Raw genomic sequence first — 14,400 nt, 5'->3', positions numbered from 1 at the left:
CGCCCGTGGTCCCGAGCAGTGCTGCGAGGTTGCCGCCCGCCGACCCGCCGAACGCGCCGATGCGCGCCGGGTCGATGCCGAACCGCTCGACCTGATCGGGGGCGCGCAGCCACTCGACCGCGAGCGCCACGTCGTCGATCGCGGCGGGGAAGCGCGCGTCGGGCACGAGCCGATAGTTGACGGATGCCGCGACGAAGCCCTCGCTCGCGAGCCACACGCACACGTTCCGCCAGTCGGCGTTGGCCTTGTCGCCGCGGGCCCAGCTGCCGCCGTGGATCGAGACGACCGCCGGACGTGCGGCGACGAGCGCGTCGGGCGCGGGGCTGCACACGTCGAGCGTGAGCAGGGTGCCGTCCTCGCGGGTGCCGTACTCGAGATCGGCCTGCACGTCGATGCCGGCGGGCGGCGTGAAGGTGCGGATGCCGATGATCTCGGCGCTGCCGACTTCGCTCGCGGCATCCGGACCTGATGGATCGATCTCGCGCAGCTGCGTGTGGAACCCGGAGAGCGCTCCCACGCCGACGATGGCCGCGATGGCGGCCAGCGCGGCCGCGGCCGCCCGCCTGGAGCGGATGCCTCGACCGCCTGCGATACGGGTCGAGGTCACACCGGGCTCCGGGTTCAGGGGTGCCAGTGATGCTATCTCACCTTCGCGATTTCATGCAGTCTGCGTGGCGTCGGCCTACGGGCCGCTCACTACGCTGGGCGCGACGTGCCTGGGGTCCGCACATCGACGGTTCGACCCGGAGCGCGAGAACGCGAGGGGGCTCCACATGACCGACGACCCGCAGACCACGCCGAACCCCTCCACGCCACCGCCGGCAGGGGCTTCCGCCGCAGAGACCGGTCCCGCCGACGAGCCGAAGCGCTCGTCCGGGGTGAGCCGCGGCTTCCTCATCGGCGTCGGCGTCGCGATCGTGCTGCTCTCCTTCCTCGCCTCGTTCCTCGGCGCCTCGCTCGCGCGGTCGAACGACACGGTCGAGGCCGCGCCCACGCCCACGGCGACCGAGGCGCAGCTCGACGAGGCCGCCTACGAGGAGGCGATCAAGGAGATCCTGCCGGCGGGTTCGGCCGTGCGTGCGGGTACCGGGGTGCCCACGGCGGGCAAGGGCTACGAGGGCGACGTCTACATCGACATCTCGAACTCCGACGTCTACCTCTTCAAGGACGGCGAGTGGACGCTCGTCGGCAACATCCGCACCTCGGCGGCCGAGAACCTCACCGGGGCGACCGGTGCGACCGGGGCCACGGGCGAGACCGGCGCCACCGGCGAGACCGGGGCGACGGGCGAGGCCGGAGCACCGGGCGCGCCCGGCACGCAGATCCTGCTCGGACAGGGCGAGCCGGAAGCCGACGCCTGCACGGCGGACGGCGACATCTACATCGACACCGCGACCGCGCCCGTGTCCTTCTACCAGTGCGGCGAGGGCGCGTGGACGCTGGTCTACCCGCCGGCCACGACAGAGCCGACGGCGGAGCCCACTCCGGCGCCGGAGGGCTGATTCGCGGAACGACGTGACCGAGCGGCATCCGACATCGCGGGTGCCGCTCGGCGCTTTCCCAGCCGTTTTCCGGTATCGTTGCCGAGTCGGTTCTGGACACCGCGCTGTGCGCGGATGGGTTTGTGAGTCCAAAGGGCCGGTTTCGAGGCGAACGGGCCTCGGATAGTCACCGTATGTGAACGGCCCCGGTCGACGATGTTCCGGGTTCTCAGACCTGCTGCGCGCTTCGTGCGCCCGGCGGGCCTGCCATGTACTTCAGTACAACCCAGGAAGTGTCACCCATGCCCAAGAACAAGAAGCCCGCCGGCGGACGACCGGCCAAGAACTTCGATCCCTCGTACGCGAAGGGCGGCTCCAAGGGCGGCCCGGCGCGCGCCGGATCGGCCAAGCCCGGCTCGCGCAGCGCGGGCCACCGCGGCTACCGCCCCGAAGAGGACGCCCCCCGCAAGGAGCGTTGGTCGCGCGACGAGCGCGTCGCCACCGGCCGCGCCCCCCACCGCTCGGTGCGTGACGGCCGTGACGAGCGCGCCCCCCGCTCGTTCGACCGCGACGACCGCGCCCCCCGCCGCGACGACCGCGACGCACGTCCGGCTCGCTCGTTCGACCGCGACGACCGTGCGCCCCGTCGCGAGTTCGACCRCAACGACCGCCCGGCTCGCTCGCACTACCGCGAGGACCGTCCGGCCCGTTCGTTCGATCGTGACGACCGCGCGCCTCGGCGCGACGACCGCGCTCCCCGTTCGTTCGACCGTGACGCGCGCCCGGCGCGTTCCTTCGACCGCGATGCGCGCCCCGCTCGTTCGTTCGATCGCGACGACCGCGCGCCCCGTCGCGAGTTCGATCGCAACGACCGCCCGGCTCGCTCGTTCGACCGTGACGCGCGCCCGGCGCGTTCCTTCGATCGTGACGACCGTGCGCCTCGCCGCGACCGCGACGACCGCCCTGCGCGTTCGTTCGACCGCGATGCGCGTCCGGCCCGTTCGTTCGACCGTGACGCGCGCCCGGCGCGTTCCTTCGATCGTGACGACCGTGCGCCTCGCCGCGACCGCGACGACCGCCCCGCCCGCTCGTTCGACCGCGATGCGCGTCCCGCCCGCTCGTTCGATCGCAACGACCGTCCGGCTCGGTCATACGACCGCGACGACCGCGCGCCCCGCCGCGACGTCGACCGCCCCGGCTTCAAGGACTCCGGTCGTCGCGAGTCGAGCTTCTACCCGGCCAAGGAGCAGGGTCACCGCTTCTCGCCGAACGACGACGTCGTGCTCGAGCGGCTCGAGGCCGACGCCATCCAGGCGACCGAGGTCGACGGCGTGACGTTCGCCGACCTGGGCCTGGGCGCCAACGTCGTCCGCGTGCTCGCGGAGCTCGGCGCCGAGTCGCCGTTCCCCATCCAGGCCGCGACGATCCCCGCCGTGCTCGAGGGCCGCGACGTCCTCGGCCGCGGCAAGACCGGATCGGGTAAGACGATCGCCTTCGGCGCCCCCACCGTCGAGCGCCTCATGACGCTCTGGGCGGAGTCGGGCAAGGCCGGCGGCAAGCGCCAGATGGGTCGCAAGCCCCGCGCCCTCATCCTCGCGCCGACCCGTGAGCTCGCCCTGCAGATCGACCGCACGGTGCAGCCGATCGCGCAGAGCGTCGGTCTCTTCACCACGCAGATCTACGGCGGCGTGCCCCAGGCCCGCCAGGTGGGCGCCCTCCAGCGCGGCGTCGACATCGTCATCGGCACGCCGGGCCGCATCGAGGACCTCATCGAGCAGCGTCGACTCGACCTGTCCGAGGTCGTCGTCACCGTCATCGACGAGGCCGACCACATGTGCGACCTCGGCTTCCTCGAGCCGGTGCAGCGGATCCTCCGCCGCACGGCCCAGGGCGGCCAGAAGCTGCTCTTCTCGGCCACGCTCGACAAGGGCGTCGCCACGCTCGTCGACGAGTTCCTCGTCGAGCCGGCCGTGCACGAGGTCGCCGGTGAAGACCAGGCCTCCTCGACGATCGAGCACCGCGTGTTCATCATCGAGAACCGCGAGAAGCGCGACATGGTCGCCCAGCTCGCCAACCGTGAGGGCAAGACCCTCGTGTTCTCGCGCACCCGGGCCTTCGCCGAAGACCTCACCGAGCACCTCGAGGACTACGGCATCCGTGCCGTCGCCCTCCACGGCGACCTGAACCAGTCGCGCCGCACGCGCAACCTGCAGCAGCTCACGAGCGGCCGGGTCAACGTGCTGGTGGCGACGGATGTCGCGGCGCGCGGCATCCACGTCGACGACATCGACCTCGTGATCCAGGCCGACGCGCCCGACGAGTACAAGACCTACCTCCACCGCTCCGGCCGCACGGGCCGCGCCGGCAAGGAGGGTCGCGTCGTCACGCTCATCCCCGGCAACCGCCAGCGTCGCATGACCGACCTCCTCGGTCGCGCCGAGATCGACGTCGACTTCGAGCGCGTCGCGCTCGGCGACGACGTCTGGGGCGAGTCGGTCGAGTTCGTGGCCGAGGTCGAGACCGTCGAGGTCGTCGAGGTTGCGACCGACGAGGACGCCGCACCGGCCGTCTGACCCATCCGCTCGCACTGAGCATGCGAAGGCCCGTCTCCCGAGTGGAGGCGGGCCTTCGTCATCCCCAAGGAGCAGGCGGTCCGACCGGGACCACGGTCGGCGACTGGCGCACGCGGCATCCGTTTGCCATAATTACTACCTGAACGGTCGGTCAGGAATTCTTGGCCGGATGCCGGGACGCCGCCCGCCTACGCTGGGAATCGCGGCGTTCGATCCGAGACAGTGCGGTCAGGAGACTCTGTGTCCAGAAGTGTTGGCATGGCCGAGGCCTACCTCGTCGGCGGAGTGCGCACCCCGGTCGGCCGCTACGGCGGCGCCCTGGCGGGAGTGCGACCCGATGACCTCGCGGCCCTCGTGGTCGGCGAGCTCGTCCGGCGCACCGGGCTCGACACGGCCGGTGAGCTCGGCGCGATCGACGAGGTGATCCTCGGCGCCGCGAACCAGGCCGGCGAGGACAACCGCAACGTCGCCCGCATGGCGGTGCTGCTCGCCGGCCTTCCCGACGAGGTGCCCGGCGTGACGCTGAACCGGCTCTGCGCCTCGGGCATGTCCGCGATCACGATGGCCGCGCAGGCCATCCGCGCGGGCGACGCCGACCTCATCATCGCGGGCGGCGTCGAGTCGATGACGCGGGCGCCGTGGGTGCAGGCCAAGCCCGACAAGGCGTGGGCACGTCCGGGCGCGGCCTACGACACGTCGATCGGCTGGCGCTTCCCGAACCCGAAGCTGCAGGCCCGTGACAAGGCCACGTACGCCATGCCCGAGACGGCCGAGGAGGTCGCCCGCGTCGACGGCATCACGCGCGCCGACGCCGACGCGTTCGCCCTGCGCAGCCAGCAGCGGGCGGCCGCCGCCATCGCGGCGGGGCGGTTCGAGGCCGAGATCGTCGGCGTGCCGACGCACAAGGGCGAGGTCCTCGTCGACGAGGGTCCGCGCCCCGAGACCACGCTCGAGGCGCTCGCCGGTCTGCGGCCCGTCGTGGCCGGTGGTTCCGTGGTCACGGCCGGCAACTCGAGCGCGCTGAACGACGGGGCCTCCGCGATCCTCGTGGCGAGCGGCGCCGCGGTCGAGCGACTGGGCCTCACGCCGCGAGCCCGGGTCGTCACCGGCACGAGCGCCGGCCTCGCTCCCGAGATCATGGGCCTCGGCCCCGTGCCCGCCACCGAGAAGGCCCTCGAGCGCGCCGGCCTCGACCTCGACGAGATCGGCTCCGTCGAGCTCAACGAGGCCTTCGCCACGCAATCGCTCGCGTGCATCCGCCGCCTCGGGCTCGACCCCGAGCGCGTGAACGCCGACGGCGGGGCGATCGCCCTGGGGCATCCGCTCGGCTCGTCGGGCTCGCGCCTCGTCGTGACCCTGCTCGGGCGCATGGAGCGCGAGGACTCGCGCTACGGCCTCGCCACCATGTGCGTGGGCGTCGGTCAGGGCACGGCACTCATCGTGGAGCGCGTGTGATGGGCGCGGCGCATCCCCTGCCCGAGGGCGACGCCGACGGCCCGCTGCGCATCGAGCGGTTCGACGACCGCGTGGTCGCCACGCTCAACCGTCCCGAGAAGAAGAACGCGATCGACCAGCCCACGATCGACGCGCTGCACGTGCTCTGCGCCGAGCTCGAGGCGATCCCGCGCATCCTGATCCTCACGGGCGCCGGCGGCGTGTTCGCCTCGGGCGCCGACATCGCGGAGCTCCGTGAACGGCGAGCGGATGACGCGCGCCGCGGCATCAACGCGAACGCGTTCGTGCGCGTGCACGAGCTGCCCATGCCCGTCATCGCCGCCCTCGACGGGTACGCCCTCGGCGGCGGCGCGGAGCTCGCCTACGCGGCGGACATCCGCATCGCGACGCCGCGACTGCGCATCGGCAACCCCGAGACCGGGCTCGGCATCATCGCGGCGGCCGGTGCGAGCTGGCGCCTGAAGGAGATCGTGGGCGAGGCCCGGGCGATCGAGCTGCTGCTCACCGGGCGGGCGATCGACGCCGACGAGGCGCGCGAGATCGGGCTCGTCAGCGAACTGCATCCCGTCGACGAGCTCCTGCCCGCCGCGCACGCGATCGCCGATCGCATCGCCCGGAACGACCCGGCGGCGACGATCGCGACGAAGCGGGTCTTCCGCGCGCCGCGCGCCGACCACCCCGCCGTCGACCTCGAGACGCAGGCCGCGCTCTTCGAGAGCCCCGAGAAGTTCCGTCGGATGACCGAGTTCCTGGAGCGACGCGCCACCGAAAGGAAGCACAAGTGACCGAGACCGCGACCGGTGCCCCGTCCGACGTCGGCGTGCTCGGCGGTGGACGCATGGGCGCGGGCATCGCGCACGCGTTCCTGCTCGCCGGGTCGCGCGTCACGGTCGTCGAGCGCGACGCGGATGCCGCAGCCGCGGCTTCGACGCGCGTGCTCGAGTCCGTCGCGGCATCCGTCGCCCGCGGCACCRCCGACGATGAGGAGTCGGCCATCGCCGCCCGGTTCGCCACGAGCACCGAGGTGCGGGACTTCGCCGGCTGCGGGCTCGTCGTCGAGGCCGTGCCCGAGGACCTCGAGCTGAAGATCGACGCGCTCACCCGCGTCGAGGCGGTGCTGCCGCMCGAGGCCGCGCTCGCCTCGAACACGTCGTCGATCTCGATCGACCAGCTCGCCGCCCTGCTCGAACGCCCCTCGCGGTTCCTCGGGATGCACTTCTTCAACCCCGTGCCCGCGTCGACGCTCGTCGAGATCGTGCGCGGCGCGGCATCCGACGGCGTGCTCGTGGCGGAGGCGCGCGAGTGGGTGCACGCGATCGGCAAGACCCCGATCGTCGTGACGGATGCCCCGGGCTTCGCGTCGTCGCGGCTCGGTGTCGTGCTCGGGCTCGAGGCGATCCGCATGCTCGAGGACGGCGTGGCTTCCGCCGAGGACATCGACGCGGCCATGACCCTCGGCTACAAGCATCCGGTCGGGCCGCTGCGGCTGACGGACATCGTCGGGCTCGACGTGCGCCTCGGGATCGCCGAGTACCTGTCGTCGACGCTCGGCGAGCGGTTCGCGCCGCCCGCGCTGCTGCGTCGCATGGTCGACGAGGGCAAGCTGGGCCGCAAGACGGGCGAGGGCTTCTACCTGTGGGATGCGCCGTGATCCACGACCACTCGAACACGATGAAGACGACGAAGACGGGGAACGAACGATGAGCCAGACGAACGAGATCCTGCCGAGCTACGTGAAGGGTGCGTGGTGGTCCCCCGATGCGGCCGCCGTCGACGCCGCGGGCGGGGCGACCGAGGTGCGGGACGCATCGACCGGCGACGTCGTCGCGCGCGTCTCGACCGAGGGCCTCGACCTCGGCGGGGCGCTCGAGTACGCGCGCACGGTCGGACAGGCCTCCCTCGGCGAGCTCACGTTCCATCAGCGGGCCGTGCTCCTCAAGCAGATGGCCCTCGCCCTCACCGAGCACAAGGCCGAGCTGTACGAGCTGTCGAGCCGCACCGGCGCCACGAAGCAGGACTCGTGGGTCGACATCGACGGCGGCATCGGCGTGCTCTTCACCTACTCGGGCAAGGGCCGTCGCGAGATGCCGAACTCGAAGGTCTACGTCGACGGCAACGTCGAGAACCTGTCGAAGGACGGCTCGTTCCTCGGCCGGCACATCTACACGCGGCTGCCGGGCGTGGCGGTGCAGATCAACGCGTTCAACTTCCCGGTGTGGGGCTCGCTCGAGAAGTTCGCGCCCGCGTTCCTCGCCGGCATGCCGACGCTCGTGAAGCCGGCGACGCCGACCGGCTACGTCGCCGAGGCGTTCGTGCGCATCCTCGTCGAGTCGGGGCTGCTGCCGGAGGGCTCGCTCCAGCTCGTGTCGGGCAGCGTGCCCGACCTCTTCGATCACCTGCGCCTCGGCGACCTCGTGGCGTTCACGGGCTCGGCGTCGACCGCCGAGCGCCTGCGCCAGCACGAGGCCGTGCAGACCGGCGGCGTGCGGTTCACCGTCGAGACCGACTCGATCAACGCGAGCGTGCTCGGCTCCGATGCGGTTGCGGGAACGCCCGAGTTCGACGCGTACGTGAAGCAACTCGTCGTTGAGATGACGAGCAAGGCGGGCCAGAAGTGCACGGCCATCCGCCGGGCGATCGTGCCCGCGGCATCCGTCGACTCGGTGATCGACGCCGTGCGCGCGCGCATCGCCGAACGCGTGGTGCTCGGCGACCCTCGCGCCGAGGGCGTCACGATGGGTCCGCTCGCGTCGACCGCGCAGCGCGACGAGGTGCTGCGCCAGGTCGCGAAGCTGCAGGCGTCGGGCGGCGAGCTCGTGATCGGGTCGACGGACGCCCCGAGCGTCGTGCAGGCCGACGGCGCGACCGGTGCGACCTCCGACGGCGCCTTCGTCGCCCCCATGCTGCTGCGGTTCACGGATGCCACGAGCCCTGCCCTGCACGAGGTCGAGGCGTTCGGGCCGGTCGCGTCGATCGTCGGCTACGGCTCCCTCGCCGAGGCCTCCGCGCTCGTGGCGCGCGGCGGCGGATCGCTCGTCACGAGCGTCGCGACCCACGACCCCGAGGTGGCGATCGCGCTGGCGACGGGGATGGCCGCCTACAACGGTCGCGTGCTGTTCCTCGACCGCGACGACGCCCGCTCGTCGACGGGTCACGGCTCGCCGCTGCCGAACCTCGTGCACGGTGGACCGGGTCGCGCCGGTGGCGGTGAGGAGCTCGGCGGCATCCGCGCGGTGCTGCACCACATGCAGCGCACCGCGGTGCAGGGGTCGCCCGAGATGCTCACCGCGCTCACCGGCGTCTGGCACCAGGGCGCGGCGTCGCAGCCCGGTGGCGAGCACCCGTTCCGCAAGTCGCTGGCGGAACTGCGCATCGGCGACCAGGTCGTGTCGGCGTCGCGCACCGTGACGCTCGAGGACATCGAGACATTCGCCGCGTTCACCGGCGACACGTTCTACGCGCACATGGACGAGGAGGCCGCCGCCGCCAACCCGTTCTTCCCCGGCCGGGTCGCGCACGGCTACCTGCTCGTGTCGTGGGCGGCGGGGCTCTTCGTGGATGCGGCGCCCGGCCCCGTGCTCGCCAACTCGGGCCTCGAGAACCTGCGGTTCATCACGCCCGTGTCGCCCGGCGACACGATCCGCGTCGAGCTCACGGCGAAGCAGATCACGCCGCGTGAGACCGACGAGTACGGCGAGGTGCGCTGGGACGCCGTGCTGAAGAACCAGGACGACGAGCTCGTGGCGACCTACGACGTGCTGACGCTCGTGGCGAAGGAGCTGGCGCCCGAGGCGGCATAGGCGCCCCTCGGTCGAGTTGCGAGGCTCGGTCTGGTGCGGCGGCCCGTCAGCCGCGCAGCGCCAGCACGAACGGCAGCACCTCGGTGGCGCCCGCCTGGCGCAGGGTTCGTGCGGCGATCGTGAGCGTCCAGCGGCTGTCGGCCTGGTCGTCGACGAGGAGGACGCCRCCGGCGGGCACGTCGATGCCGTCGGCGGTGAACCGGTTCCAGAGCCCCGCGAGGCGGAAGGCGCTGTTGCCGCCGGGCTGCCCCGTCGGGCCGCCGTCGACCGGGGCGAGGGCGCCGAGGTAGGGGAGCCGCCCGACCTCGGCGAGCCCCCGGGCCAGCGAGTCGACCAGCAGTGGCCGTGAGCGCGACGGCACCGAGACGACGGCGACCGGCCGTTCGGCCCAGCCCCAGTCGGCCAGCACCCGCACACAGGCCGCGAGCACCTGTGGGGGCACGGCCGCATCGGGAGCGCCGGCGGCGAACAGCTCGCGCAGGGTGCCGCCCCAGCCGAGGTCGGTGAGCCGAGCGAGCGCCCGCCCCTCGCCRGCCTGCTCGGTCGGGGCGATACGGCCCTTCACCGGCACGCCGAGCCGGTCGGCGCCGGTGGGCCAGGCGCGTCGGGGCTCGATGGGCACGCCCACCCGGTCGAGGGATTCCGCGGCAGAGGCCGTCGCAGATGCCTCGATCTCACTGGGGAACCAGACGCCCGCGCAGTTGTCGCAGCGACCGCACGGTGCGGCCGTCTCGTCGTCGAGGGAACGCTGGAGGAACTCCATGCGGCATCCGTCGGTCTGCTCGTACTCGATCATGTGCTGCTGCTCCGCCTCGCGCTCGGCGGCGATGCGGGCGTAGCGCTCGGCGTCGTAGACCCAGGGCGCACCGGTCGCGACCCAGCCGCCCTGCACCCGTCGCACCGCACCGTCGACGTCGAGCACCTTGAGCAGGAGCTCGAGCGGGGAGCGCCGGATGTCGACCATGGCCTCGAGCGCCGGCGTCGACACGGGCATGTCGGACAGCGCGGAGATGACCCGCTCGGCGCGCTCACGGTCGGGCATCGAGGCGGTCGCGAAGTAGTGCCAGATGTCGCCGTCCTCGGTGCCGGGCAGCAGCAGCACGTCGGCGCTCTCGCTGGCCCGGCCCGCGCGGCCGACCTGCTGGTAGTACGCGACGGGCGACGACGGCGCGCCCAGGTGCACCACGAAGCCGAGGTCGGGCTTGTCGAAGCCCATGCCGAGCGCGCTCGTGGCGATGAGCGCCTTCACCTCGTTGCGCTTCAGCATGCCCTCGGACTCGGTGCGCTCGTCAGTGTCGGTCTGTCCCGTGTAGGCCCGCACCTCGTGCCCGCGTTCGCGGAGCAGGCGGGCGGTGTCGTTCGCCGCGGCGACCGTCAGCGTGTAGATGATGCCCGACCCCGGCAGGTCGTCGAGGTGGCTGAGGAGCCAGGCCAGGCGGCTCGGCGAGTTCGGAAGGCGCAGCACGCCGAGTCGCAGCGAGGCGCGGGCGAGCGGTCCGCGGATGGTGAGCACCTCGCCGGCCGCGCCGAGCTGCTCGGCGACATCCGCCACCACGCGGCTGTTGGCGGTCGCGGTCGTGGCGAGCACCGGCACGCCGGCCGGCATCTGCGCGATGAGGTCGCGGAGCCGCCGGTAGTCGGGCCGGAAGTCGTGCCCCCAGTCGCTGATGCAGTGCGCCTCGTCGACGACGAGCAGGCCGATCCGCCGCACGAGCGCCGGCAACTGCTGCTCGCGGAACGAGGGGTTGTTGAGCCGCTCGGGGGACATGAGCAGCACGTCGACCTCGTCGCGGTCGAGCTGTGCGAGCAGGTCGGCCCACTCGTGGGCGTTCGTCGAGTTGATCGCGACCGCGCGCACGCCGGCTCGTTCGGCGGCGGCGATCTGGTCGCGCATGAGCGCCAGCAGGGGCGAGACGAGCACCGTCGGCCCCGCGCCGCGCCGGCGCAGCAGCAATGTCGCGACGAAGTAGACCGCCGACTTGCCCCACCCGGTGCGCTGCACCACGAGCGCGCGCCGCCGCTCCTCGACGAGCGCCTCGATCGCCTCGAACTGCCCGTCGTGGAACTCGGCGTCGTCGCGGCCGACGAGTTCGCGCAGGGCGGCGAGCGCCGCGGCTCTCGTGTCGGCTCGCGTGTCGGCGCCCGCGCCGGCGGGTGGCGGGGTGAGGGTCATGCCCCCACTCTCGTCCATCCCGCCGACAGCCGCCTCCGCATCCTCAGCGCCCGTCGACCTCAGCGCCAGCCGAGCTCAGCGCCAGCCGACCTCAGCGCCAGCCGAGCTCGGGAGCGACGTGCGTGAGGATCGCCTCGAGCACGTGCGCGTTGTAGTCGACGCCCAGCTGGTTGGGTACCGTCAGCAGCAGCGTGTCGGCGGCGGCGATGGCCTCGTCCTCACGCAGCTCCTCGATCAGCGCCTCGGGCTCGGCGGCGTAGCTTCGGCCGAACACGGCGCGGTAGTCGTCGATGACCCCGAACTGGTCGGAATCCTCGCGCCGGCCTCCGCCGAAGTAGGCGAAGTCCTCGTCGCTCACGAGCGCGAAGATCGAACGGCTCACCGAGACGCGCGGCTCGCGCTCGTGCCCCGCCTCCGTCCAGGCCTGCCGGAACGCCTCGATCTGCTTGCGCTGCTGCACGTGGAACGGCTCGCCCGTCTCGTCGGTCTTGAGCGTCGAGCTCATGAGGTTCATGCCCTGCTCCGCCGCCCAGACGGCGGTCGCATCGGAGGCGGCGCCCCACCAGATCCGGTCGCGGAGCCCCGGCGACTGCGGCTGGATGCCGAGCGGACCGGGATGCGCGTTCGGGAACATGGGGCGCGGATTCGGCTCGGCGAACCTGGCGCCGTCGATCACCTTGAGGAACACCTCGGTGTTGTTGCGCGCGACATCCGCCATCGTCTGGCCCTCGGGTGCCTCGTAGCCGAAGTAGCGGTACCCGTCGACGACCTGCTCGGGTGAGCCGCGGCTGACGCCGAGCTGCAGTCGGCCGCCCGCGATCAGGTCGGCGGCGGCCGCGTCCTCGGCCATGTAGAGCGGGTTCTCGTAGCGCATGTCGATCACGCCCGTGCCGAGCTCGATGCGGTTCGTCTTCGCCCCAGCGGCCGCGAGCAGCGGGAACGGGCTCGCGAGCTGGTTCGCGTAGTGGTGCACGCGGAAGTACGCGCCGTCAGCCCCCAGCTCTTCTGCGGCGACGGCCAGGTCGATCGACTGCAGCAGCACGTCGGACGCGTTGCGGGTCTTGGAGCCGGGAGTGTCAGACCAGTGGCCGAATGAGAGGAATCCGATGCGTTTCGTCACATCCGGTACAGCGCCCTGCGGCATCCGCTCATTCCCCTCGCCTGAGGCCCGACGGCCGTCGTGCCCACGAAGATACGGCATCCGACCGATCCCGGGCACCCGCCTTAGCGAGGAACGTGACCGGTACGAACACGAACCGGAGCGAACCATGCTGATCACCGAGCAGTCCTTCCCGCACCTGCAGGCCGCCCACGACGCACGCCTCGAGCAGGAGCTCGAGCGGCGTCGGGTCGCGCGGGAGCGGGTCGAGGAGGCGGCCATGGCCGGCGCGACGACCGGGTCGCCGCCGCGACGTCGTCACGCCTGGTGGCAGCGATCAGGCGAGCGGATGCCGCGTGGGCATGCCGTGACCCACGAGACGACACTCGGCGCGGCCTTGCCGCAGTGAATGTTAGCGAGGAACATTCCTGCATGACCTCAGCGCCGGCGCGGACGCGACCCACGAAGCGGGAGCGCACCCTCGCTGCGCTCCTCGATGCAGGACTCGACCTGTTCGAGCAGCAGGGCTACGACCAGACCACGGTGGCCCAGATCGCGCACGCCGCCGGCGTGACGGAGATGACCTTCTTCCGCTACTTCCCCGCGAAGGAGCACCTGCTCCTCGACGACCCGTACGATCCGCAGATCACCGCGGCGATCGCCGCCCAGCCGAAGGAACTCCCGCCGTTCCTCCGCGCGGCGCGCGGCGTCCGCGCGTCGTGGCGCTCGCTGCCCGAGCCCGAGGCACCCGTCATCCGGCGCCGGGTGCGCATCGCGGCGAGCACGCCCGCCCTCCGAGGGGCCGTCTGGCGCTCGACCGGCAACACCGAGCAGGCGATCATCGACCAGCTCGTCGCCGACGGCGCCGCCCCCGACGTCGCGCGGGTGGCCGCGGCATCCGTGCTCGCGGCTCTCGTGGCCGGCCTGTTCATCTGGGCCGAGGACGAGCGGCGATCGCTCGGGGAGGCAATCGAGCAGGCCCTCGACGTGGTCGAGGTGGCGGCATGACCACGCAGCCCGGGGCGGTGCTGCGACTCGAGGGCCGCGGCATCGTACGCTCGTTCCGCGGCGGGGCGGGGCTTCGCGGCGTCGACCTCACCGTGGCCGCCGGCGAGATCCACGCGATCGTCGGCCTCAACGGTGCCGGCAAGACGACGCTCATGCGCGTGCTGCTCGGCATGCTCCGGCCCGATCGCGGCGAGGTGTTCGTCGACGGCGTCGCGATCCGATCGGCGGATGCCGCGACGTGGGCCCGCGTCGGCCACCTGGTCGAGCAGCCGCTCGCCTACGCCGAGCTCATCGCTCGCGGCAACCTCGAGATCGCCGCACGTCTGCACGGTATCGACCCCGGCCGAGTCCTCGGCCTCGTGGACCGCGCGATCGGGGAGTTCGACCTCGACCGGTACGCGCCGGTGCGCACCAGCCGGCTCTCGCTCGGCAACCGGCAGCGCGTCGGCCTCGCGGCGGCCCTGCTGCACGATCCCGATGTCATCGTGCTCGACGAGCCGACGAACGCGCTCGACCCCGCCGGCGTGATCCTGCTGAGGGAGTCGCTCCTGCGCCGGGCCGCCGCGGGCGCCGGCATCCTCGTCTCGAGCCACCATCTCGACGAGGTCGCCCGCGTCGCCGACCGGATCACGGTGATCAACGACGGCCGCGCGATCGGCGCGCTCGCCCCCGACGGCGCCGACCTCGAACGTGCCTTCTTCGACCTCGTGCTGAGCGACGACGCCGCTCGCGACGACAGCTCCAGGAGCGCGGCATGACCGCCTCGGCAGCAGCGGGCACCGTCGGCAGCGTCGCCCCGCGTGGCCTGCTC

At 72.5% G+C, this 14,400-nt stretch carries 12 protein-coding genes; 9 read left to right on the top strand and 3 right to left on the bottom strand.

The window, feature by feature from the left end:
• Positions 1-607, bottom strand: a 607-nt coding sequence (locus AC1DY2_RS05775) for an alpha/beta hydrolase (RefSeq protein WP_476761552.1), incomplete at its 3' end; no start/stop codon positions are given.
• Positions 608-773: 166 nt separating this feature from the next.
• Here AC1DY2_RS05775 and AC1DY2_RS05770 point away from each other — a divergent pair.
• The 6 genes from AC1DY2_RS05770 (at position 774) to paaZ (ending at position 9,309) form a co-directional block, all read left to right on the top strand.
• A complete protein-coding gene (locus tag AC1DY2_RS05770) occupies positions 774-1,502 on the top strand; it encodes a hypothetical protein (RefSeq protein WP_476761551.1) in 729 nt (242 codons plus the stop codon).
• A 281-nt stretch (positions 1,503-1,783) separates the two neighbouring features.
• Positions 1,784-4,054 carry a DEAD/DEAH box helicase gene (locus tag AC1DY2_RS05765; protein WP_476761550.1) on the top strand — a complete coding sequence of 757 codons (2,271 nt, stop codon included), beginning with the start codon at positions 1,784-1,786 and terminating at the stop codon, positions 4,052-4,054.
• Positions 4,055-4,312: 258 nt separating this feature from the next.
• On the top strand, positions 4,313-5,509 hold the full coding sequence (locus tag AC1DY2_RS05760; RefSeq protein ID WP_476761549.1) for an acetyl-CoA C-acyltransferase: 1,197 nt from the start codon (positions 4,313-4,315) through the stop codon (positions 5,507-5,509).
• Positions 5,509-6,294: an enoyl-CoA hydratase/isomerase family protein gene (locus AC1DY2_RS05755; protein ID WP_476761548.1), complete on the top strand. Its 786-nt coding sequence runs from the start codon at positions 5,509-5,511 to the stop codon at positions 6,292-6,294. The genes AC1DY2_RS05760 and AC1DY2_RS05755 overlap by 1 nt, the downstream gene beginning before the upstream one ends.
• Positions 6,291-7,160 carry a 3-hydroxyacyl-CoA dehydrogenase family protein gene (locus AC1DY2_RS05750; protein ID WP_476761547.1) on the top strand — a complete coding sequence of 290 codons (870 nt, stop codon included), beginning with the start codon at positions 6,291-6,293 and terminating at the stop codon, positions 7,158-7,160. Before AC1DY2_RS05755 ends, AC1DY2_RS05750 begins: the two co-directional genes overlap by 4 nt.
• 49 nt (positions 7,161-7,209) lie before the next feature.
• Positions 7,210-9,309: a phenylacetic acid degradation bifunctional protein PaaZ gene (paaZ, locus tag AC1DY2_RS05745; RefSeq protein ID WP_476761546.1), complete on the top strand. Its 2,100-nt coding sequence runs from the start codon at positions 7,210-7,212 to the stop codon at positions 9,307-9,309.
• A 46-nt stretch (positions 9,310-9,355) separates the two neighbouring features.
• On the opposite strand, the gene AC1DY2_RS05740 is transcribed toward paaZ, so the two are convergent.
• The gene (locus AC1DY2_RS05740) at positions 9,356-11,482 is read right to left on the bottom strand and encodes a RecQ family ATP-dependent DNA helicase (protein ID WP_476761545.1); all 2,127 of its coding nucleotides are present in this window, start codon (positions 11,480-11,482) and stop codon (positions 9,356-9,358) included.
• 91 nt (positions 11,483-11,573) lie between these two features.
• On the bottom strand, positions 11,574-12,626 hold the full coding sequence (locus tag AC1DY2_RS05735; RefSeq protein ID WP_476761544.1) for an LLM class flavin-dependent oxidoreductase: 1,053 nt from the start codon (positions 12,624-12,626) through the stop codon (positions 11,574-11,576).
• A 124-nt stretch (positions 12,627-12,750) separates the two neighbouring features.
• Between AC1DY2_RS05735 and AC1DY2_RS05730 the strand changes: the two genes are divergently transcribed.
• From AC1DY2_RS05730 to AC1DY2_RS05720, 3 genes are read left to right on the top strand one after another with little or no spacing between them, the layout of a single operon-like run.
• Complete coding sequence (locus AC1DY2_RS05730; protein ID WP_476761543.1) at positions 12,751-12,990, top strand: hypothetical protein; 240 nt, start codon at positions 12,751-12,753, stop codon at positions 12,988-12,990.
• A 23-nt stretch (positions 12,991-13,013) separates the two neighbouring features.
• Positions 13,014-13,589, top strand: a complete 576-nt coding sequence (locus AC1DY2_RS05725; RefSeq protein WP_476761542.1) for a TetR family transcriptional regulator — start codon at positions 13,014-13,016, stop codon at positions 13,587-13,589.
• Entirely contained in the window at positions 13,586-14,347 is a 762-nt protein-coding gene (locus AC1DY2_RS05720; protein WP_476761541.1) for an ABC transporter ATP-binding protein, read from the top strand. The genes AC1DY2_RS05725 and AC1DY2_RS05720 overlap by 4 nt, the downstream gene beginning before the upstream one ends.
• The last annotated feature ends 53 nt before the right edge of the window (positions 14,348-14,400 follow it).

The organism is Agromyces sp. P1_H4, from assembly GCF_056405255.1.
This window is presented reverse-complemented; position numbering and strand designations above follow the sequence as displayed.